This is a genomic window from Microbacterium aurantiacum (assembly GCF_021654035.1).
GTDB lineage: Bacteria > Actinomycetota > Actinomycetes > Actinomycetales > Microbacteriaceae > Microbacterium > Microbacterium aurantiacum.
Genome location: NZ_JAJPDW010000001.1, coordinates 295,073 through 315,391, shown reverse-complemented (window position 1 = coordinate 315,391; position 20,319 = coordinate 295,073). Strand labels below are relative to the sequence as shown.

The window sequence follows — 20,319 nt, the reverse complement described above, 5'->3', positions numbered from 1 at the left end:
CGTCGAACCCCTACACTACGGCGAATGCGCCTGACCAACGTCACCCGAGTGGTCCTGCCTCGCGGCCGCGTGGGCAGCTACGCCGTGCGCATCGTGCCCGATGAGACCCGCCCCCTCCCGGTCTCGTTCGACCAGGGGCGTCACGTCGGCGCGGGCGATCGCCCGGGGTCGTGGATGTCGATCGCCCTGCGCCTCCCGGACGGGACGACGCGGGATGCCGTGGCCCGCGCGTGGGACGGCGTCGTCGCCGCGCACGGAACCCTCCGGACCGTCTTCTCGCGCGACGACGACGACGCCGGCGCCGTCCGGCTGCACGAGGGCACCGCATCCGCCGGAGAGTGGAGCGAGCACCCCCTCGAGGGCGACGGTGCGGGCGACGGTGCGGGCGAGGGCACGGGCGACGGTGCGGGCGAGGGCACCGTCCGCGACACGATCCGGCAGGTCTTCGATGCCCGGTGCCGCCCGTTCGCGGCACCGTCGCACCGGGTCGCCCTCATCGAACCGGGCGCGGGCTCCGCATCCGACGGCGGAACGGATGCCGCACCCGGGGGCGATCCGCGCCCGATCGCCGTGATCGCGGCTGACCACGCGCACGTCGACATGTGGTCGCTGCTGGTGCTCGCGCGGGACCTCCTCGCGCTCCTCGGCGAGGACGCGGCATCCGTCGTCGGCGAGCGGGAGTCGTTCGCCGCGCACACCACCGCCCTCGAGGCGCGCGCGTCCGCCCCCGCGGAGGTCCACACCGCGTGGCGCGAGATCCTCGACGCCGAGGGCGGCGTGATGCCGCGCTTCCCCCTCCCGCTCGGCGACCTGTCCGCGCCGCGGCCGGAGGTCGTCGAGGTCCGGGACGTGCTCGACGCCGCCGAACTCGCCGCGTTCACCGCGCGCGCAGAGGCGGCGGGGGTGCGCGCGACGGCTCTGGCGCTGTCGGCGCTCGCGCGGGCCTGCGCGGAGGTCGCGGGGGCACCGCTGCGCGCGGTCTTCCCCGTCCACAGCCGCTACGAGGAGCGCTGGCACGACGCCGTCGGGTGGTTCATCACGAACTCGGTGATCGCGTGCGCCGATCCCGATCCGCGCGCGTGCGCGGCATCCCTCCGCCTCTCCCTCGCCCTCGGGTCGCACCCGCTTGCGCCGATCCTCGCGCCGTGGGGCGGGATGCCGCAGTCGCCCGGGATGTTCGCACTGTCGTGGCTGGACGTGCGGCGCCTGCCCGTGCGCCTGGCCCGCGACACCGAGGCGCAGTGGGTGTCGGCCTCCATCGAGACCGACGGGGTGATGATCTGGTTCGTCGTCGGCGACGACGGCCTGCATCTGCGCTGCCGCTACCCCGACACCCCGGAGGCGCTGCAGAACGTGGGGCGCTGGCTCGACGCGGTCGAGCGCGCCGTCCGAGACGAAGCCGTGGCGGGCGAGACCCCGGCGGCGGGCGAGAGGGTCGTCGCCCGGGGTTAGCCTGATCGGATGGGCGCGCGCGGAGATGACAGCAGATCGCGCCTGACCCGGATGCCGCCGCAGGGCGCGATCGTCGCGGTCCTCGCCCTCGCGGGCCTGGCGTCGTCGTTCATGTTCACGCTGGTGGTGCCGATCCAGTCGCAGCTTCCCGACCTGCTGAACGCCTCGCGCGATGACACCGCGTGGGTGGTTACCTCCACGCTTCTCGCCTCCGCCGTGATCACCCCGATCGCGGGACGTCTCGGCGACATGTACGGCAAACGCCGCATCGTCCTCGTGCTCCTCGCGCTGCTCGTCCTGGGTTCGGTCGTCGCGGCGCTCTCCCCGGGCATCCTCGGCGTGATCGTCGGGCGCACCCTGCAGGGCGCGGTGACCGGGGTCGTGCCGCTCGGCATCTCGATCCTCCGCGACGTGCTGCACCACAAGCGCGTGGACACCGCGATCGCGCTCATCAGTGCGACCCTCGGTGTCGGCGGCGCCCTGGGCCTGCCGGTGTCGGCGTTCATCACCGAGTACGCCGACTGGCACCTGCTGTTCTGGGTCTCGGCGGCTCTCGGCGCCGTGGTGTTCGCCCTGGTGCTGTGGATCGTGCCGGTGAGCGTGCTGCGGACGGCGGGCCGCTTCGACCTCGTCGGCGCCGCGGGGCTCGCCGTCGGCCTCATCGGCATCCTGCTCGCCATCTCGCGCGGCAACGAGTGGGGGTGGACGTCGCCGATCGTCCTCGCCCTGGGGCTCGGCGGTGTCACGGTGCTGGTGGTGTGGGGATGGTACGAGCTGCGCATCCCCGAGCCGCTTCTCGACCTCCGGGTCGCCGCGCGCCCCGCGGTGCTGCTGACGAACATCGCGTCGGTGGCGATGGGGTTCTCCCTCTTCGCCTCGAACGTCATCTACCCGCAGATCCTCGAGCTTCCCGAGAGCGCCGGCGGCTTCGGGCTCTCGCTCATCGCCGCGAGTCTCGTGGTCATGCCCGCCGGCATCATGATGATGCTGCTCTCGCCCTTCTCCGGACGCCTCGCGCGCACCGTCGGCCCGCGGCTGCTGCTGATCCTCGGCGCGGTGTCGCTCATCGTCGCGTACGGCTACACCCTGCTGTTCTCCGCGGAGGTCTGGCAGCTCGTCGTGGCGAACATCCTCATCGGCGTGGGCATCGGGTTCGGCTACGCGGCGATGCCGATGCTCATCATGCGCGCCGTCCCGGCGACCGAGACCGGTGCGTCGAACGGGCTGAACGCGCTGTTCCGCTCCCTCGGCACGTCCACGGCCGCCGCGGTGGTCGCCGCCGTCCTCGCCGCGAACACCGTGGACGTCGGCGGGATACCGACACCGACGCCCGCGGCGTTCACCACCTCGTTCGTCCTCGGCGGCCTCGCCGCGGTCGTCGCGCTCGTGGTGGCGGCGTTCATCCCGCGCCGGCAGAACCCCCTCGAGCGGCATCCGTCACTCCGGGATCAGTGACCGAGCGAGATGCCCGACGATACGCCCGACGCGTCCGAAGACGCCGACCGCGCACTGCCGGGCCCCGCCGCCGTCGGCCCGTACGACATCGAACCCTAGCCTACGCGCACGGGAAGCCCGTGTCCGGTGTGCCGGCACCCGATGTCGGAGCACACCGTCGACCGCATCGACCCCAAGCCCCTGCTGCACTGCCCGTGAGCGCCTTACCAGAAGACGACACCCCGGAGAAGAACCGAGGCGATTTCATCGGATCACGCCCGATCGGGACTGGGCGGCGACATAATCGGGGGCATCAGCGTCGCCGGACGGCCGGGACGCGCGGTGGAAGGACAGTGCGATGACGGACTCGAACCCCCAGAACCCCCAGGCCCAGGCCCAGGCCCAGGCCCAGGCCCAGAACGACCCCTTCGCGTCGCCGGACGGCCCCGAAGGGCACTCGATCACCGACTGGACCGACCTCGGCCGGGAGATGTGGTCGTATCTCACGGGCCGCGGCGCCGCGGTGAACTACTCCTTCGTCGACATGACCGTCGAGGTGCCGCGCGACATCGGGCCGGATGCCCCGCGCGCGACCTGGAAGCTCAACGGCACGCTCCGCGTCACGACGAGCGATGACGTGTCGGCGGGGTCGGACGAGTTCCGGAAGTCCTGAGCCTCCGGCGATGATCCGCCTGGACATCGACCTCGCCCTGGCGGAGGTCGTCACCGGCGACGGCGTGCCCTTCGAGGCCACGGTGCGCGCGTCGGGCACCGAGGTCGTCGTGTACGTCAGCGATCCGACGCGGTTGCCCGGGAACGGCCGCCGCTCCCTCCGCGACCTCGACGTCGTCGGCAAGGGACTCGCCGACCGTGGCATCTCGGTCCGCGTGGACGGGCCGGACGGCCCCATCCTCGCGCTCGGCAACGTGCAGCGGAGCGCGGTGCAGCGGGCAATCACGGGGTCGCCGTACGTGCGGGTCGGCAGTCCGTCCGCGCTCGCCCCGCTCCTGCGGCGTCGGAAGGATCGCGCGGCGACCATGATCGCTCCGCCCCCGACGACGATGCTGCCCCTCGCCCCGACGCTCAACCGCTTCGTCCAGCGACGCGTCACAACGACGCACTACCTCCCGGGATCGGGCCGGCCGCGGCTGATCTTCGCGGTGGGCTCGACCACGTGGGACGGTCGCCGCCCGCGCGAGTTCGACCTCACCGCCGATCGAGTGACCATCGGGTCGGATGCCGCGTGCGACCTGGTGCTGGACGGCCTCGCCCCGCTCCACGCCGAGATCCGGCACGAACGGGGCGACGAGTACATCCTGTACGCGATCGAGGAGGTCGGCGGGGGCAGCGCGCCCGAACCCGGCCGGCCGCCGGAGAAGCGACGGATCCTCCGCACGGGAGCGCGGATGGAGATGGGGCCGTGGCGTCTGGCGTTCTTCCGCGAGGAATTCGCCGACCACGGGCGCCCCTTCGGCGGACGCCAGGGCGGTGAGTACGCGGTGCAGCGGCGGCAGAGCCCCCGTCGCACGACACCCGGCACCGCCGGCACGGACGACCGCTCGATCTACCCGCAGGGCTGAGCAGCCGCCACGGCGGATCGGTCGCCGGCTGCGCGTCGACCGTCGTGGGACGATGGCGGACGTGGCGAACTCCTCCTCCGGCGACTCGGTGACCGACCGCCTCGTGCGGGTCCTCGAGACCTTCACGCCGACCCGGACGGCGCAGACCGCCGCCGAGATCGGGCGGCGGGCGGGACTGCCGAGCTCGAGCGCGCACCGGATCGTCGGCGAGCTCGTCGAGAGCGGACTGCTCGAGCGCGACGACGACCGGCGCGTGCGCATCGGCATGCGCCTGTGGGAGCTCGCCACGCGCTCCTCCCAGGCCCTCCGCCTCCGCCAATCCGCAATGCCGGCGATGGAGCGGGTCCAGGCCCGGATCCGCGAGCACACGCAGCTGGCGATCCTGGAGCAGGACGAGGCGCTGTTCCTGGAGAGACTGTCGGGGCCGGCATCCGGATCCAACGTCACGCGCGTGGCCGGGCGCCTCCCCCTGCACGCCTCGTCGTCGGGCCTGGTGCTCCTGGCCTTCGGCGACCACGATCTGCAGGAGCGCATCCTCTCCTCCCCCCTGCCGCCGCTGACGCGGGAGACGATCACCGACCCCGCCGCCCTCCGGCGGAAGCTCGCCGAGGTGCGCTCCCTCGGGCACGCCGTCGCCCGCGGGTTCATCGAGGCCGTCTCCACCGGCGTCGCCGTCCCGGTGCGCGATGAGACCGGTCAGGTGGTGGCGGCGCTGTCGGTCGTCCTCCGGCGGGACGCGCCCGTCGAACCGGCGCTCGTGGAACTGCACGCGGGCAAGCGCGAGATCGAGCGCGCCCTCGGCTTCCGCGGCTGACCGAGAGCAGAATCCCGTTCAACGGGAGTCATCCGGCGCATCCTGCGCGACGCTCCGCACAATGGGCCCATCGTCCCGGAGTCGAAGGAGACACCCATGACCGCCGCCCCCACCGCCGTCCGCACGCAGGTCGCCATCGTCGGCGCCGGACCCGCGGGCCTGCTCCTGTCGCACCTGCTGGACGAGGCCGGCATCGACTCGGTCGTCGTCGACCAGCGCACACGCGACGAGATCGAGACCACCATCCGCGCCGGCATCCTGGAGCAGGGCACCGTCGAGGTGCTCGACCGGCTCGGCGAGCACAGCCGCGCCCGCACCGTCGGCAACCGCCACGACGGCATCGAGCTGCGCTTCGAGGGCGCCGGTCACCGCATCGACTTCCCGAGCCTCACCGGGCGGAGCGTCTGGCTCTACCCGCAGCACGAGGTACTGAAGGACCTCATCGCCGCCCGCCTCGCCGCAGGGCAGGACCTCCGCTTCGGCGTGAGCGTCGACGGTGTCGACGGCGTCGACTCCGACCACCCGGTCGTGCACGCCCGCACCGCCGACGGTGAAGCCCTCGAGATCACGGCGGACTTCGTCGTCGGAGCCGACGGATCACGCAGCGTCGTGCGCGCCGCCGTCACCGGCTCGAGCACGGGCGGCTACTTCCGCGAGTACCCGTTCGCGTGGTTCGGCATCCTCACCGAAGCGCCCCCGAGCGCCGAGGAGCTCATCTACTCCAACTCCCCCGACGGCTTCGCGCTCATCAGTCAGCGCAGCGCCACGGTCCAGCGGATGTACTTCCAGTGCGATCCGGATGCCGACCCGAATGCGCTGAGCGAAGAAGAGGTGTGGGAGAACCTGCAGCGCCGCGTCCCCGGCACGACGCTGAAGGAGGGCCCGATCTTCCAGCGCGACGTGCTGCGCTTCCGGAGCTTCGTGGCGTACGAGCTCCGACGCGGTCGTGCGGCGATCGTCGGAGATGCCGCGCACACCGTCCCGCCGACGGGCGCGAAGGGCATGAACCTGGCCGTGGCCGACGTGGTGCTGCTGAACCAGGCCCTGCAGGCCCTCATCCTCCACGGCGACGCGCACCTGATCGATGCGTTCGCGGAGGCGGCATCCCGGCGGATCTGGAAGGCGCAGCACTTCTCGTGGTGGATGACCTCGATGCTCCACACCACCGACGAGGCGACGCCCTTCGACCGACGCCGTCAGGTGGGCGAGCTCCGCAGCGTCGTGGAGTCCGAGGCGGGCATGACCTACCTCGCCGAGGCGTACACCGGGTGGCCGCTCGCCTCGATGGACTGAGCGGCTCCTCGGGAGGGGGATCAGGCGCGGGCGACCGCCGCGACGGCGGCGAGCGCCTCGCTGTGCCCGCCGGTGAAGCTCAGGCTGTCACCGGTGACCAGGCTGAGGATCACCATCGACATCACGAACCCGATCGATGCCATCATCACCGCGGTGGCCCCGACGGCCACGAGCACTCGAATGTCCATCCCCCCATCTTGCCCTCTCACGAACCGGGGCGGACGGCCTGGCCGCGCTTGGCGCGCTGGATCTGCTCGTAGATGTGCGTGCGCAGCTCTGTGAAGCGCGGAAGGGCGCGCGTGGTGATCTGGTCGCGGTCGGCGTCCAGATCGATCGCGATGTCCTCCTGCACCCACGTCGGCGACTTCGAGAGCACCACGACCCGCTCGCCGAGGTAGACCGACTCGTCGATGTCGTGAGTGACGAAGAGGATCGACATCCCGCGGTCGAGGTGCAGGCGCCGCACGAGGTCCTCGAGGTCCGCGCGGGTCTGCGCGTCCACGGCGGCGAAGGGCTCGTCCATGATGAGCACCTCCGGCTGGTACGCCACCGCGCGGGCGATCGCCACGCGCTGCTGCATCCCGCCCGACAGCTGCCACGGATAGCTCTTGTCGGCGTGGTCGAGTCCCACCGCGACGAGGGCGTCGTCGACGAGGCGCGTGCGCTCGGCGCGCGAGTGCTTCTTCCTCCGCGGCTCCGACGCCATCCGGCTGATCTCCGACACCGCGATCAACTCGGTGGCGAACTTCGCCGTGAACAAGGCCAAGCAGTACGTGCCGACCACCGCGTCTGGCCACGTCATCGGCGACGGCATCCTGTTCCGCGAAGCCGAGGACGAGTACGTCTACGTCGGCCGTGCGCCGGCGTCGAACTGGCTGATGTTCCACGGCGAGACCGGCGGCTACCAGAACCTCGACATCGAGGTCGACCGCCGCTCCCCCTCCCGCCCGTACGGTGACGCGGTCTCTCGGAAGTACTACCGCTTCCAGATCCAGGGCCCGAAGGCGTGGGACGTCATCGAGAAGCTCAACGGCGGACCGCTGGAGAAGCTCGGATTCTTCAACATGTCGACGATGCGCGTCGCCGACATGAACGTCCGCACTCTCCGCCACGGTATGGCGGGCGCCCCGGGTCTGGAGATCTGGGGTCCCTACGCCGACCACCACCGCATCCGCGACATCATCGTCGAGGCGGGGGCGGAGTTCGGCCTCGTCCCCGTGGGATCGCGCGCGTACCCCTCGAACACGCTGGAGTCGGGCTGGATCCCCTCGCCGCTGCCGGCGATCTACTCGGGCGAGGCCGAGCGCGCCTACCGCGAGTGGCTCGGCGTGGACAGCCACCGGCTACAGCGCGAACGAGAAGCGCGCCCTCTCGCTCGCCACCGTCGCCCCCGACGTGCCCGAGGGCGCCGAGGTCACGGTGGTCTGGGGCGAGCCGAACGGCGGCACGTCGAAGGCCTCGGTGGAACCGCACCGTCAGCTCGAGGTCCGCGCCGTCGTGAGCCCCGTCCCCTACTCCACCGTCGCCCGCCAGACCTACCACGGCGGCTGGCGCACGGGTTACACCGCCTGACGCCTCGGGCCCCTTCCGCTGGCCGCGAGACTGCATCCTCCGGTCGAGACTGCGTGCGCGACGTGCAGTCTCGACGGGGAGATGCAGTCTCGCCGTCAAGGGAGGGCCGGGCGGTGGGGGGCGGACAGGGTCGGTACGGTGGGGACGGGAGGAGAGCGATGAGCCTGCGATACGCGCTGCTGGCGCTGCTGCGCGTCGGCCCGTTGTCGGGATACGACCTGCAGAAGCAGTTCTCGCAGTCGGTCGGGCACGTCTGGCATGCCCCCGACTCCCAGATCTACCCGGAGCTGCGCAAGATGGCGTCCGAGGGCCTCATCGAACCCGAGGAGCAGACCCGCGGTCGCCTCGGCACGCGCCGGGTGTACCACGTGACGGATGCCGGAGACCGCGCCTTCCTCGACTGGATGCGCGGCCCCCTCGACTACCAGCGCGTGCGCGACCCCGCCCACCTCCGCGCCGCCTACCTCGAGACGACGGATGCCGAGTCCGCACGCCGCTTCCTCCACGCGCACATCGCGCAGTGGGAGGCGGAGCTCGCGCAGTGGGAACGCGAGATCGAGCGCATCGACGCCGTGGAGAACCCCATGCTGGCGCGGCGCCTCGCGGTCACGGCGGAGGAGGACCGCGAGCGCACGATCGCCTACAAGCGGTTCGCCTACGAGGGTCTCGTCGAACGCGCGCAGGGCGAGATCGCGTGGGCGCGCCGCGGGCTCGACCTGGTCGACCGGCTCGGCCGGTGACCGACTCGCCGACCGCCCCGCGCGATCTCGGGCGCGCTCCCGCGACGTGGGCGCTGGTCGCGACGGTCTGCCTCGTCGCGATCAACATGCGCCCGACGATCACGTCCGTCGGGCCGCTCCTCGAGCAGATCGGCGCCGACACCGGACTGACGGCCGCGACGCTGGGGTTCCTCGGCTCCGTCCCACTGCTCGTCTGGGCGGTCGTCTCCCCGTTCGCCCTCGCGGTCAGCCGGCGGTTCGGGATGTCGGCGACCGTGTTCGGCGCGCTCGTCCTCCTCGCGATCGGCACCGTGGTGCGGTCCCTGCCGGGGCCCGTGGCCGCGCTGTGGCTCGGGACCGTCCTCATCGGCGTCGCCCTCGCGCTCATGAACGTGCTGATGCCGGCGGTCATCAAGCGCGACGCTCCCACGCGGGTCCCCGCCCTGATGGCGCTGTACACCGCGCTCCTCGGCGGTGCCGGCGCGATCGCCTCGGGTGTCGCCGTGCCCCTGTCGAACGCGGGTCCCACGCCGGACGACTGGCGGCTCGCCCTGGCGATCACGGGTCTCGCAGCGCTTCCCATCGCGGCGGGGGCGTGGGCGTGGTTCCGCCGGAACGAGCCGGGTCGCGGCATCCGCTCGGCACGGATGCCGGGGCGCACAGGGATCTGGACCGACCGCGTCGCCTGGGCGGTCGCCGGATACATGGGCGTGCAGGCGACGCTGTTCTACATGACGCTGACGTGGCTCGCGGCGATCTCGACCTCGCTCGGGCGATCGCCGGTCGCCGCGGGGGTGGACGTCATGGTCTACCAGCTCGTGTCGATCGTGAGTTCCCTGGCCCTGCCGCTGGTGCTGCGCGGGCGGATCCGCCGGTGGATCCCGGCGCTCCTCCCCGTGCTCGCGGTGATCGGCGTGATCGGGCTCATGCTCCAGCCCGCCGCGCTGTCGCTCTGGATCGTGCTGATCGGGCTGTCGTCGGGCGCATCGCTCTCCATGGCGCTCACGCTGATGGCCGACCGCGCGCGCGATCACGACCAGTCGACGGCGCTGTCGGGGATGGCCCAGTCGGTCGGTTACATCATCGCCGCGGCCGGTCCGGTCGCCTTCGGCCTCGCGTACGCCCTCACCGGCGGATGGCTGCTCTCGCTCGGCATCCTTCTCGCCGTGCTCCTGGCGCAGATGATCATCGGCGTCGCCGCCGGTCGCGACCGCCACGTCCTCACCCCCATCCCCTGACCGCGAGACTGCATCTTCCGGTCGAGACTGCACGCCGTGCACGCAGTCTCGTCGGCAGGATGCAGTCTCGCGGCCAACGAGGGGACGGCAACGGCGCGGGCGCGGATGCGGCGGTGCGGAGAGGGACTGGCAGAATCGAACAATGGCCGCGCCCCTCCCGCACCTCGCACCCGACCACGCCTGCCTCATCGTCCACGGCACCGACCGCCCCGGCATCGTCGCGGCGGTGTCGGCGCTGATCACCCGGCACGACGGCAACATCGTCGCGTTCGACCAGTACTCGAACGACCCGGTCGGCGGCGACTACTTCCAGCGCGTGGTGTTCCACCGGCAGAACCTGACCGCCGCGCTCCCCGAGATCGAGGCCGACCTCGCCCGCACCCTCGGCGACGGCTTCGACCTGCAGTGGTCGGTGACCGACCAGTCGGTTCCCAAGCGCATGGCGATCCTCGCCTCCCAGCAGGACCACTGCCTCCTCGACCTGCTGTGGCGCCACCGCCGCGGCGACCTCCCCGTCACCGTGCCGATGGTGATCTCGAATCACACCACGTCGGCCGAGGACGTCCGCTCGTTCGGCGTGCCGTTCTTCCACGTCCCCTCGGTGAAGGGTCCCGACAAGAGCGCATCGGAGGCGAAGATCCTCGAGCTGCTGCAGGGCAACGTCGACTTCGTGGTCCTCGCCCGGTACATGCAGATCCTCTCGGGCGACTTCCTCCGCGAGCTCGGGGTGCCGGTGATCAACATCCACCACTCCTTCCTCCCGGCGTTCATCGGCGCCGAGCCGTACCGCAAGGCCAAGGAACGCGGCGTCAAGCTCATCGGCGCGACCAGCCACTACGTCACGTCCGACCTCGACGAGGGTCCGATCATCGAGCAGGACACGGTCCGGGTCACGCACGCCGACTCGGCGTCGGAGCTCGCGCGTCGCGGAGCGGATGTCGAGCGCCAGGTGCTCTCCCGTGCGGTGCTGTGGCACGCCCAGGACCGCGTCATCCGGCACGGGAACCACACGATCGTCTTCTGAACGGACGGTGCCGAGCCCGGCGCGGGCGTCCGGCCTCAGCCCTCGCGGGTGCGCGCCGCGCGCGGGACCTCCGGCGGCACTGCGTCCAGGAGGCGCCGCGTGTACTCCTCGCGCGGGTTCGCGAAGAGCTCCGCGGAGGATGCCGCCTCCACGGCCTTCCCCTCCTTCAGCACCACGACGGCGTGGCTCATCTCCTGCACGATCGCGAGGTCGTGGGCGATGAAGAGATAGGTGAGGTCCTGCTCGCGCTGGAGGCGCCGAAGGAGCTCGAGCACGTGCGCCTGCACCGAGACGTCGAGCGACGCGGTCGCCTCGTCGAGGATGATCAGCTCCGGCTCGAGCGCGAGCGCCCGCGCGATCGAGATCCGCTGGCGCTGACCGCCGGAGAGCTCGTGCGGGAACCGGGTCGCGAACGCCCCCGGCAACCCGACGAGGTCGAGCAGCTCCGCGACCCGCTTCTCCCGCCCGCGCCCTCCCCCGGAAACGAGACGGTGCACCCGCAGGGGCTCGGCGATCGCATCGCCGACGCTCCGGCGCGGGTCGAGCGAGGCGAAGGGGTCCTGGAACACCATCGCGATGCGGCGCCGGTCACGCCGCGAGGCGCGCAGCACGTCGGAGCCGGCGAGCGTCGCCGTCCCCGCGCGGGGCGTCACGAGCCCGGTGAGCGCACCCGCGATCGTCGACTTGCCCGACCCGGACTCCCCCACGAGCGCGAGCGTCGTGCCGCGGTCGAGCGTGAACGAGACGTCGTCGACGGCGTGGATGCTCCGATGCCCGGTCGGGGTCGAGATGGTGAAGGACACGTCGAGTCCCTGCACCTCCAGCAGAGGAGCGGATGCCGCGGGCGCGGCGGGGCCCGCCCCGGCGACGATCCGCGGCCGGGCGCGCAGAAGCTCGCGCGTGTAGTCGTGCTGCGGGTCGGCGTAGAGGTCGCCCGCGGGGCGCTGCTCGAGCGCGGCTCCCTGGCGAAGGACGAGCACGTCGTCGGCGACCTGCCCGATGACGCCGAGGTCGTGACTGATCCACACCACCGCGGTGCCGCGCTCGCGCTGCAGGTCGCGGACGAGTTCGAGGATCTGCGCCTGGGTGGTCACATCGAGCGCGGTGGTCGGCTCATCCGCGATCAAGAGCGCCGGGTCGCACGCGAGGGCGATCGCGATCATCGCGCGCTGCCGCTGGCCACCGGAGAACTGGTGCGGATAGGCATCGACGCGCTCGTCGGGGTTCGGCAGACCGACGGCCTCGAGGAGGTCGATCGCGCGGGTTCGCGCCGCCTTCCCGGTCAGACGTCGGTGCACCTCGAGCGACTCGGTGATCTGGCGACCGATCGTGAGGAACGGGTTCAGCGACGTCGAGGGGTCCTGGAAGACGAACCCGATGCGGTCGCCGTGGACGCGGCGGAGGGTCCGCTCCGAGGCTCCGACGAGCTCCGTGTCACCGGCATCCGATCCCGAGGCGGGGAGGAGGATGCTCGACCCCGACACCCGCGCCCCGGGGGCGTCGATGAGCCCCGTGGCGGCGAGCACCGACATGGTCTTCCCCGACCCGGATTCGCCGACGATCCCGAGGGTCTGCCCGTCGGCGACGTCGAAGTCGATGCCGTGGACGATCTCGCGCGGTCCGATCGAGACCCGCAGGTCCCGCACGCTCAGCACGTTCGCGCTCATCGCGCCCTCCTCGCCTCGATGAGGCTCCGCTGTCGGGGGTCGAGCACGTCGCGCAGGCCGTCGCCGACGAGGTTGAACGCCAGCGCGGTGACGAAGATCGCCGCTCCCGGGAAGACGCTCATCCACCAGGCCTGGCCGAGGAAGCCCTGCGCGGTGAAGAGCATGCCGCCCCACGACGGGGCGGGCGGCTGGATGCCGAGGCCGAGGAACGACAGCGCCGCCTCGGACAGGATCGCGAACGCCAGCGAGAGCGAGGTCTGCACAACGATCGGCCCCGAGATGTTCGGCAGAACGTGGCGGAAGAGGATCGACCAGCCGGGCGTCCCCATCGTCTGCGACACCTGCACGAAGGGCGAGGTCCGCACCGACAGGGCGCTCGCGCGGGCGACGCGGGCGAAGATCGGGGTGTAGACGACGCCGATCGCGATCATCGTCGTCAGCTGCCCGGGCTGGAAGATCGCCACGATCGCCAGCGCCAGCAGCAGCACGGGGAAGGCGAACATGACGTCGACGACGCGCATGAGCGCGGCATCCGCCCATCCGCCGCGGTAGCCCGCGACCGCGCCGATGGCGAGGCCCAGGACGAGGGCGAACAGCACCGCGACCACGGCGATCGACAGGGAGGTCGAGCCTGCGACGAGCACGCGCGAGAAGACGTCGCGGCCGAGCTCGTCGGTGCCGAACCAGTGCGCGGCACTCGGGGGCTGGAGGGCGTTCGCGACGTCGATGTCGTTGATGCCGTAGGGGGCGAGGATGCCGGAGAACACCGAGGCGACGATGATGACGAGCAGCACCGCCGAACTCGTGACGGTCACGGGGTTCGCCAGCAGCAGGCGCCAGGCGGGGGTCCGCCCGCTCGCGGCGGCGGGGGTCGGGGAGCTCAGCTGGTCGACGCTCATGAGACGCGGATCCTCGGGTCGGCGATGGCGTAGAGGACGTCGACGATGAGGTTCACGATGATGAACATCACCGCCACCAGCAGCACGGCGCCCTGGATGAGCGGGTAGTCGCGGGCGGCGACGGCCTCGTAGACGAGGCGGCCGAGACCGGGCCAGGCGAAGACGACCTCGACGACGACGACTCCGCCGAGGATCGTCGCGAGCTGGATGCCGGCGATCGTGAGCACCGGGACCAGGGCGCCGCGGACGATGTGGCGGAACGTCACGATGTGGCGCGGCAGGCCCTTCGACACCGCGGTGCGGACGTACCCGGACGAGGCGACGTCGATGACGGCGGCGCGGATGTAGCGGGTCATGATCGCGCCCGCCACGAGTCCGACCGTCAGGCCCGGGAGGAGCACTTGGCGCAGCCACCCCGCCGGGTCCTCGCCGAACGCGACGTACCCGCTCGCGGGGAGCAGGCCGAGGGTGACGGAGAACAGCGAGATGAGCAGCATCCCGAGCCAGAAGTCGGGGATCGAGACGCCGAACTGGCTGGTGAGCCGCACGATCACGTCGCTCAGGCGACCCTCGCGGAGCGCCGAGTAGATGCCGGCGGGCACCGACAGGATGATCGCGATGACGAGGCCGACGAGCGCCAGCGAGATCGTCGCCGGCAACCGGTCGAGGAGCGTGACGGTCACCGGCTGGCCGTTGCGGAAGCTCACCCCGAGGTCGCCCGTGAAGGCGCTTCCGAGATAGCCGAAGAACTGCTCCCACAGCGGACGGTCGAGTCCGGATGCCGCACGCAGAGCTTCGTAGGCCTCGGGGGTGTAGCGGGTCCCGAGCGCGAGGCGCACGGGGTCGCCGGGGACGAGCTGGATGAGGGCGAACACCACGATCATCACCCCCAGCAGCACGATCGCCGACGAGAGCAGACGCACGCCGAGGAACCGCGCGATGCGTGCGGGTCTCATTCTCATGTCGTCTGCTCTCGTCGGGTTTCGTGTGCTGCGGGGGCTCTTCGGCGATGCTCGGGATGCCGCGGCTCAGTCGGCCAGCGACGCCTCGTCGAAGCGGATCGCGCGGTCGGCGCGGGTGGTGTAGCCGGTCACGTCCGGGGACCAGACCTGGATGACCGAGGGGTTGTAGAGGTAGATGTAGCTGACCTCGTCGGCGATGATCGTCGCGGCCTGGGCGTACAGCTCCTTCCGCGCCTCGGGATCGGTCTCGATGCGTCCGGCGTCCAGCAGCGCGTCGACCTCCGCGTTGGAGTACTTCTGTGCGTTGCTGGCACCGTCGCTGTGGTGCTGGGCGTAGTAGAAATCGTCCGGGTCGATGTTGCCGAGCCAGCCCATCATGAGCATGTCGAAGTTGCCGGTGTTCTGCTCGTCGAGCCACGTCGAGAAGTCGGGCTGGCGGATCTCGACGTCGATCCCGAGGGGCTCGAGGTTCGACGCGATGATCTGTGCGGCGGTGACGGTCTCGGGGTAGTCCGAGGTCGCAAGCAGGTCGAGCGTGCCACCGGTGAAGCCGGCCTCGTCGAGGAGGGCCTGGGCGGTGTCGAGGTCGGTGGAGTACTCGTCGTAGGCGGTGTACCAGACGCTCTGCTCCGGGATGGCGAGCTGGTTGAGCGCCGCGGTGCCGTAGCTGACGGCCTGGACGATCGCGTCGCGGTCGATGGCGTAGGCGAGCGCCTGGCGGACGCGGACGTCGTTCCACGGCTCGCGCGCCTCGTTGAGGGCGAGGTACCAGTAGTCGCTGGAGGGCGTCAGGCCGAGCTGGACGGTGTCGTCCGACTCGAGCTCGCTCACCTGCTGGGGCGGCACGACGTCGGTCCAGTGGATGTCGCCGGCGCGGAGGGCGGCGAGGGCCGTCGCGGGCTCGGAGATGAAGCGGTACTCGACGCCGGCGAGCTCGGGGGCGCCGCCCCAGTAGTCGGAATTGGCGGCGAGGGTGATGCGGTCACCCGAGGAGTATCCGGTGACCGAGAAGGGACCCGTGCCGATCGGGGCGGTGGTGATGTCGCCCGACTCGACGTTCTCCTGCTGCACGATCGCCATGCCCTTGAAGCCGCCGAGGTTGCTGAGCAGGTTCGGGGTGGGCTGGGCGACGGTGATGACGACGGTGTCGTCGTCGGGAGCGGCGATGTCGGTGATCGCGGCGAACTTCCACGCGTTGGCGAGCTGCTCGTCGATGATGCGGCGGTACGAGTAGACGACGTCCTCGCTGGTGAACTCGGATCCGTCGTGGAAGGTGACGCCGTCGCGGAGGTCGAAGGTCCAGGTGAGCTGGTCGTCGCTGACCTCCCAGCTCTCGGCGAGCGCGGGCTGCATCTCGAGGTTCTCGTCGGGGGCGACGAGGGTGTCGAAGACGTTCTCCAGCACCTCGAAGGCGAAGTACGAGCTGGTGCGCTGCGGGTCGAGCTGGTCGGGCTCGCCGCCGATCGCGGCGATGAGGACGTCGCCGTCGACGCTGTCGGCGCCGTCGATGTCGACGCTCTCACCGGCGGAGCAGCCGGCGAGCGTGAGCGCGGCGACGAGGGACGCCGCGCCGAGTGCGGTGCGCTTGTTCATGGTGTGCCTATCGGGTTGTCGGACAGAACATCATCTCGGGGGGCATCATTTTGATGATGATTCGATCAGTATGTGCCACCATGGGGGGACGGGACAAGCCTCCGGCGATCTCGAAACAGAATCTTCACAATCGGCTCCACCCCCGGCGAGAGGAAGAGATGACCTTCACCGTCCTGGCCCGGCATCCGCAGTCCGGCCTCCTCGGCGCAGCCACCGCGAGCCGTTCGCTCGCCGTCGGCAACGCCGTCCCGGCGGTGCGAGCCGGGGTCGGAGCGGTGGCGAGTCAAGCCTGGACGAACCGCGCACTACGGGGTCTGCTCCTGGACGCGACGGATGCCGGAGCAGACGCGCAGGCTGCGATCGACCGCATCGCGGACTGGGATTCCGGCGCGCCGCTGCGGCAGGCGCTGCTCCTCCCCGCGCGCGGCGCCGGGGCCGCACACACGGGCACGGAGACCACGCCGTGGACCGGGCACCTCGTGCTCGAGGACGCGATCGTCGCCGGCAACCTCCTCGCCGGCCCCGGCGTCCTCGAAGCGATGCGGGACGCTCTCGCGCCGCTGTCGACGCTCGATGCCCACGCACCGGATGCCGCGGCGCGCTTCGCGGGCGTGCTGGTCGGCGTCCTTGCCGCGGGCGAAGTGGCGGGCGGAGACGTCCGTGGTCGGCAGAGCGCCGCCGTGCTTGTGGCGGGTGCGACGGAGGCCGACGGCACGGTCGACCTGCGCGTGGACGATCACGCCGATCCGCTGGACGACCTCGCCCGGCTCGTCGACCTGCGGGCCGCGGATCTCCGAGGCACGGTCACCGCCCGGTAGGCGCGACCGCTCACCGCTCGAACGGCGTGACCGCGCCGAGCACCACGGTCTCGGCGTCGTGGCCGTTGGCCCACCAGTGCGCCTCCGAGCAGCCGTAGGTGACGGTGTCCCCCGCCTCCAGGCGGACGCGACGCTCACCCTGCGCGACGATCAGCACGCCGGATTCGACCGTCACCGTCTCGGTGCCGATGTGGCGGAACGGGCGGCTCTCGTTGCTGAATCCCGGGGGCAGGGTCGAGCGGATGAGCTGCAGCATCGACTCGCCGCGCGGGGTCAGGAGCTCGCGCACCGACTGCTGATCCGCGGGGATGTCGGCGATGGGCGGCATCCGATGCCCTTGACCGGCGAGGACGACGGCGAGCTCCCCCGCCGGTTCGTCGAGAAGCTGCCCGGCGGGGACCCCGAGGGCGCCCGCGAGACGGTGGATCGACTGCAGCGACGGATTGCCCATCCCGCGCTCGAGCTGGCTGACGAGGCCGAAGCTGACTCCGGCCTTCTCGGACAGCGCCTGCACGCTCAGCCCCAGGCGGCGTCGGGCGTCGCGCACCGCGGTGCCGAGCGTCTGGACCGCTCGCGTCTCCTCGGTCTCGGTCTTCCGGCTCATCCGCTTCACCCTACCCGGGGCCCCTCCACGCAGAGGGGGCCACGTCCGAATCGACGTGGCCCCCTGTGGATGGATGCCGTCGGTAACGGTTGGATAACAGGCTTTGCGTCAACGCGTTTGACGTCCTTACGTTCGCATCAAACGTTTGACGCAATGGACCGCAAACCCGTCAAACGATTGATGCCGAAGGAGTCAGAGTGATCACGTTGAAGGATCTCGCAGCTGCAGTAGGGGTTTCACCCTCTGCCGTGTCGCTGGTCCTTAACGATCGGGCCGCGGGTCGCGTGAACGAGAAAACCGCCGAGCGGATCAGACACGCAGCCGAGGACATGGGGTACATCCCTAACCAGCTCGCACGAGGCCTGAAGACGAAACGAACCCACACTATCGGCGTGCTCACCGATCAGGTGGCCAGCGTACCGTTCGCGGGACGCATGCTTGAGGGAGTCCAGAGCGTGGCCTGGGAATCCGGGTATCTCGCGATGATCATCGACACAACCAACCGCTCCGAGCTTCTTGAGCAGTCCTCTCGGGCCTTACTCCAGCGCGACATCGACGCGCTCATCATCGCCGCGGAGTACCATCGCGCTGTTGAGATCCCGGCTGTCCCCCCTGCGATGCCTGTGACGGTCCTCGACGGATTCCCTGAAGGTGATGTCGTGGCAGACGGCGTCGTACCGGATGAGCAGACCGGTGCGTACGACGCGACGTATCACCTCGCACAGGCGGGTCATCGCCGTATCGCCTTCTGCAACATCGGCGGCGATGTGTTCGTGGCGGCCGGGCTGCGCCACGCAGGCTATACGGCAGCGCTTCGTGACCACGGCGTGGAACCCGACCCTCAACTCCACCTGTCCCTCTCCAGCGTCGCGACCTCGGCCGCATACAGACCGGTGCGGGCACTACTGGAAAGTCCAGACCGTCCCACCGCGGTGTTCTGCTTCTCTGATCAGATCGCCTTCGCCGTATACCAGGCCGCTAGCGACCTCGGACTGCGTATCCCCGACGACCTGTCCGTCGTGGGATTCGACGATCAACGCTTCATCGCGGACGCGCTCAGACCTGGCCTCACGACAGTGCGGCTCCCGCATCACGACTTGGGCGCATGGGCGGCCAAGCGAGTCATCGACCGCATCCACGGCGATGAGACCGGCTCCCCTCTGGTCCAAAAAATCCCGTGCCCGCTAGTGGTCCGCGCGTCGGTCGCACCCCCGAGCACCTAACCCAGACGCTACTCCGAACCATCCGGTCTCACACCACCAGAGACCGGTGCCCGGCGCGCCCTTGCGCCACCCATCCATCGAGGAGAAGAAAGATGAGATCGACTAAGCGCAACCTGATGCGCACGGCCGTCGGCGCCGCCGCCGTGGCCACCGTGGCAATCTCCCTGGCCGGCTGCGCCGGCGCGGGCGGCGACGCAGGAGGAGACGACACCTTCACCATCCTGCAGTACGAGAACCCCGACTCCGCGCAAGGGCAGGGCTGGCAGCTGGCCCTGGAGATCTTCAAGGAGAAGCACCCGGACGTCAAAGTCGACTTCCAGACCACCAGCTTCGACGCGATGCGCCAGAACGCCAAGATCACCCTGACCGGCAACGATGTGCCGGACGTGATCGAGTTCAATAAGGGCAACGCTGACGGCGGCCAGCTCGCCGCCCAGGGTCTGCTCGCCCCCCTCACGGACGCGGTCGCAGAATATGGCTGGGACGAAAAGATCACCGGCGGGATGCAGGCGTTCGCACAGTACGACGAGCAGGGCCTCGCGGGCTCCGGCGATTGGTACGGGATCCCGAACATCGGCGAGTACGTGATGTTCTACTACAACAAGGATCTCTTCGCGCAGGCGGGCATCACCGAAGAGCCGACAGATCTGGCCGAGTTTGAAGCGGCGATGGACAAGCTTCTCGCCGCGGGAATCACCCCGATCTCGTCCTCTGCGGCGACAAGCCAGGGGTTCAACCAGATGTGGGTGTGGTACTCCCTCGTCTCTGCCGGTGCCGACCGGGAATCGATCGACGACTTCATGTTCCTGCGCGAACCAGTGGACTTCTCCGCAAGCCCATGGGGAGACGGCGCTGAGAAGTTCCAGGAATGGATCGACAAAGGCTACGTCGGAACCGAGCTGGGCGGCCTGAACTTCGAGCAAGCGACGGTGAACTTCCTCAGCGGCGAAAAGGCGATGCTGATCTGGAACCAAGGTGAATTCGCTCGTATCCGCGAGCAGGCACCCTTCGAGTGGGGCTACTTCACCCTTCCCGGTGCCAACATGCAGATGGGCTCCAGTGGCCACCTGTGGGGCGTGCCCGCCAATGCGACCAACAAGGAACTCGCATACGACTGGATCGACATCACGCTGAGCGAAGAGGTTCAGAACAAGATCGGCCAGCTCGGCGGCCTTCCTCTGGCCGGTGACGCGTCCACGATCGAAGACGACCTCACCCGGGAGTACACCGAACGGTTCAACGAGCTCGTGGCGGCTGACACGTTGAGCTTCTACCCCGACTATCCCGTTCCCGGGTTCCTGGACTTCATCCAGTCCGGCATGCAGGCCATGTCGAACGGCAACATGACCGCCGAAGAGTGGACCTCGAACCTCCAAGAGTTCTACGACGAAGGTCGCGAAATCGCCCTCGCCGGCTAACCCAGTGGG

At 70.4% G+C, this 20,319-nt stretch carries 18 protein-coding genes and 2 pseudogenes; 13 read left to right on the top strand and 7 right to left on the bottom strand.

The genetic code is table 11. The features are described 5' to 3' along the window. The first annotated feature begins 24 nt into the window (after positions 1-24). From LTL01_RS01560 to LTL01_RS01535, 6 genes are all read left to right on the top strand, one after another. On the top strand, positions 25-1,452 hold the full coding sequence (locus LTL01_RS01560; RefSeq protein WP_236967123.1) for a condensation domain-containing protein: 1,428 nt from the start codon (positions 25-27) through the stop codon (positions 1,450-1,452). Between the two features lie 51 nt (positions 1,453-1,503). Further along, complete coding sequence (locus LTL01_RS01555; protein WP_236967711.1) at positions 1,504-2,907, top strand: MFS transporter; 1,404 nt, start codon at positions 1,504-1,506, stop codon at positions 2,905-2,907. Between the two features lie 337 nt (positions 2,908-3,244). Continuing rightward, the gene (locus tag LTL01_RS01550) at positions 3,245-3,559 is read left to right on the top strand and encodes a hypothetical protein (RefSeq protein WP_236967122.1); all 315 of its coding nucleotides are present in this window, start codon (positions 3,245-3,247) and stop codon (positions 3,557-3,559) included. A gap of 10 nt (positions 3,560-3,569) precedes the next feature. Then, a complete protein-coding gene (locus LTL01_RS01545; RefSeq protein ID WP_236967121.1) occupies positions 3,570-4,466 on the top strand; it encodes an FHA domain-containing protein in 897 nt (298 codons plus the stop codon). A gap of 61 nt (positions 4,467-4,527) precedes the next feature. Continuing rightward, the gene (locus tag LTL01_RS01540) at positions 4,528-5,280 is read left to right on the top strand and encodes an IclR family transcriptional regulator (protein ID WP_236967120.1); all 753 of its coding nucleotides are present in this window, start codon (positions 4,528-4,530) and stop codon (positions 5,278-5,280) included. A 96-nt stretch (positions 5,281-5,376) separates the two neighbouring features. Beyond that, entirely contained in the window at positions 5,377-6,573 is a 1,197-nt protein-coding gene (locus tag LTL01_RS01535) for a 4-hydroxybenzoate 3-monooxygenase (RefSeq protein ID WP_236967119.1), read from the top strand. Between the two features lie 20 nt (positions 6,574-6,593). Here LTL01_RS01535 and LTL01_RS01530 read toward each other — a convergent pair whose 3' ends face one another. Both LTL01_RS01530 and LTL01_RS01525 read right to left on the bottom strand, forming a co-directional pair. Continuing rightward, positions 6,594-6,761: a hypothetical protein gene (locus LTL01_RS01530; RefSeq protein WP_236967118.1), complete on the bottom strand. Its 168-nt coding sequence runs from the start codon at positions 6,759-6,761 to the stop codon at positions 6,594-6,596. A gap of 17 nt (positions 6,762-6,778) precedes the next feature. Continuing rightward, positions 6,779-7,246: pseudogene (locus tag LTL01_RS01525) on the bottom strand (ABC transporter ATP-binding protein); the annotation flags it as partial. 10 nt (positions 7,247-7,256) lie between these two features. On the opposite strand from LTL01_RS01525, the pseudogene LTL01_RS01520 reads away from it, so the two are divergent. From LTL01_RS01520 to purU, 4 genes and pseudogenes are all read left to right on the top strand, one after another. Then, a pseudogene (locus LTL01_RS01520) lies at positions 7,257-8,145 on the top strand (hypothetical protein); the annotation flags it as partial. Between the two features lie 158 nt (positions 8,146-8,303). Next, positions 8,304-8,885: a PadR family transcriptional regulator gene (locus LTL01_RS01515; RefSeq protein ID WP_236967117.1), complete on the top strand. Its 582-nt coding sequence runs from the start codon at positions 8,304-8,306 to the stop codon at positions 8,883-8,885. Then, positions 8,882-10,102, top strand: a complete 1,221-nt coding sequence (locus LTL01_RS01510; RefSeq protein WP_236967116.1) for an MFS transporter — start codon at positions 8,882-8,884, stop codon at positions 10,100-10,102. The genes LTL01_RS01515 and LTL01_RS01510 overlap by 4 nt, the downstream gene beginning before the upstream one ends. A gap of 142 nt (positions 10,103-10,244) precedes the next feature. Beyond that, the gene (gene purU / locus LTL01_RS01505; RefSeq protein ID WP_053546957.1) at positions 10,245-11,126 is read left to right on the top strand and encodes a formyltetrahydrofolate deformylase; all 882 of its coding nucleotides are present in this window, start codon (positions 10,245-10,247) and stop codon (positions 11,124-11,126) included. 35 nt (positions 11,127-11,161) lie between these two features. Here the strand turns inward: purU and LTL01_RS01500 are convergent, their stop codons facing one another. From LTL01_RS01500 to LTL01_RS01485, 4 genes are all read right to left on the bottom strand, one after another. Next, complete coding sequence (locus tag LTL01_RS01500; protein ID WP_236967115.1) at positions 11,162-12,793, bottom strand: dipeptide ABC transporter ATP-binding protein; 1,632 nt, start codon at positions 12,791-12,793, stop codon at positions 11,162-11,164. Next, positions 12,790-13,692, bottom strand: a complete 903-nt coding sequence (locus tag LTL01_RS01495) for an ABC transporter permease (protein WP_236967114.1) — start codon at positions 13,690-13,692, stop codon at positions 12,790-12,792. The genes LTL01_RS01500 and LTL01_RS01495 overlap by 4 nt, the downstream gene beginning before the upstream one ends. Beyond that, complete coding sequence (locus LTL01_RS01490) at positions 13,689-14,654, bottom strand: ABC transporter permease (protein WP_053546954.1); 966 nt, start codon at positions 14,652-14,654, stop codon at positions 13,689-13,691. Before LTL01_RS01490 ends, LTL01_RS01495 begins: the two co-directional genes overlap by 4 nt. A 66-nt stretch (positions 14,655-14,720) precedes the next feature. Continuing rightward, complete coding sequence (locus tag LTL01_RS01485; RefSeq protein ID WP_236967113.1) at positions 14,721-16,247, bottom strand: ABC transporter substrate-binding protein; 1,527 nt, start codon at positions 16,245-16,247, stop codon at positions 14,721-14,723. A 158-nt stretch (positions 16,248-16,405) separates the two neighbouring features. Here LTL01_RS01485 and LTL01_RS01480 point away from each other — a divergent pair, with 158 nt between their 5' ends. Beyond that, a complete protein-coding gene (locus tag LTL01_RS01480) occupies positions 16,406-17,065 on the top strand; it encodes a DUF1028 domain-containing protein (RefSeq protein ID WP_236967112.1) in 660 nt (219 codons plus the stop codon). A 10-nt stretch (positions 17,066-17,075) separates the two neighbouring features. On the opposite strand, the gene LTL01_RS01475 is transcribed toward LTL01_RS01480, so the two are convergent. After that, positions 17,076-17,669 (bottom strand): helix-turn-helix domain-containing protein, encoded by a 594-nt coding sequence (locus LTL01_RS01475; protein WP_236967111.1) that lies wholly within the window; start codon positions 17,667-17,669, stop codon positions 17,076-17,078. A gap of 197 nt (positions 17,670-17,866) precedes the next feature. Here LTL01_RS01475 and LTL01_RS01470 point away from each other — a divergent pair, with 197 nt between their 5' ends. Beyond that, entirely contained in the window at positions 17,867-18,892 is a 1,026-nt protein-coding gene (locus LTL01_RS01470; RefSeq protein ID WP_236967110.1) for a LacI family DNA-binding transcriptional regulator, read from the top strand. 92 nt (positions 18,893-18,984) lie between these two features. Continuing rightward, on the top strand, positions 18,985-20,310 hold the full coding sequence (locus tag LTL01_RS01465) for an ABC transporter substrate-binding protein (RefSeq protein WP_053546949.1): 1,326 nt from the start codon (positions 18,985-18,987) through the stop codon (positions 20,308-20,310). Positions 20,311-20,319 lie beyond the last annotated feature (9 nt).

Excerpts from the sequence above, each read along its gene's own strand:
- LTL01_RS01560 (WP_236967123.1), top strand. The coding sequence starts at position 25 with ATGCGCCTGACCAACGTCACCCGAGTGGTCCTGCCTCGCGGCCGCGTG.
- LTL01_RS01555 (WP_236967711.1), top strand. The coding sequence starts at position 1,504 with ATGCCGCCGCAGGGCGCGATCGTCGCGGTCCTCGCCCTCGCGGGCCTG.
- LTL01_RS01550 (WP_236967122.1), top strand. The coding sequence starts at position 3,245 with ATGACGGACTCGAACCCCCAGAACCCCCAGGCCCAGGCCCAGGCCCAG.
- LTL01_RS01545 (WP_236967121.1), top strand. The coding sequence starts at position 3,570 with ATGATCCGCCTGGACATCGACCTCGCCCTGGCGGAGGTCGTCACCGGC.
- LTL01_RS01535 (WP_236967119.1), top strand. The coding sequence starts at position 5,377 with ATGACCGCCGCCCCCACCGCCGTCCGCACGCAGGTCGCCATCGTCGGC.
- LTL01_RS01530 (WP_236967118.1), bottom strand. The coding sequence starts at position 6,761 with ATGGACATTCGAGTGCTCGTGGCCGTCGGGGCCACCGCGGTGATGATG.
- LTL01_RS01515 (WP_236967117.1), top strand. The coding sequence starts at position 8,304 with ATGAGCCTGCGATACGCGCTGCTGGCGCTGCTGCGCGTCGGCCCGTTG.
- purU (WP_053546957.1), top strand. The coding sequence starts at position 10,245 with ATGGCCGCGCCCCTCCCGCACCTCGCACCCGACCACGCCTGCCTCATC.
- LTL01_RS01500 (WP_236967115.1), bottom strand. The coding sequence starts at position 12,793 with ATGAGCGCGAACGTGCTGAGCGTGCGGGACCTGCGGGTCTCGATCGGA.
- LTL01_RS01495 (WP_236967114.1), bottom strand. The coding sequence starts at position 13,692 with ATGAGCGTCGACCAGCTGAGCTCCCCGACCCCCGCCGCCGCGAGCGGG.
- LTL01_RS01490 (WP_053546954.1), bottom strand. The coding sequence starts at position 14,654 with ATGAGAATGAGACCCGCACGCATCGCGCGGTTCCTCGGCGTGCGTCTG.
- LTL01_RS01485 (WP_236967113.1), bottom strand. The coding sequence starts at position 16,247 with ATGAACAAGCGCACCGCACTCGGCGCGGCGTCCCTCGTCGCCGCGCTC.
- LTL01_RS01480 (WP_236967112.1), top strand. The coding sequence starts at position 16,406 with ATGACCTTCACCGTCCTGGCCCGGCATCCGCAGTCCGGCCTCCTCGGC.
- LTL01_RS01475 (WP_236967111.1), bottom strand. The coding sequence starts at position 17,669 with ATGAGCCGGAAGACCGAGACCGAGGAGACGCGAGCGGTCCAGACGCTC.
- LTL01_RS01465 (WP_053546949.1), top strand. The coding sequence starts at position 18,985 with ATGAGATCGACTAAGCGCAACCTGATGCGCACGGCCGTCGGCGCCGCC.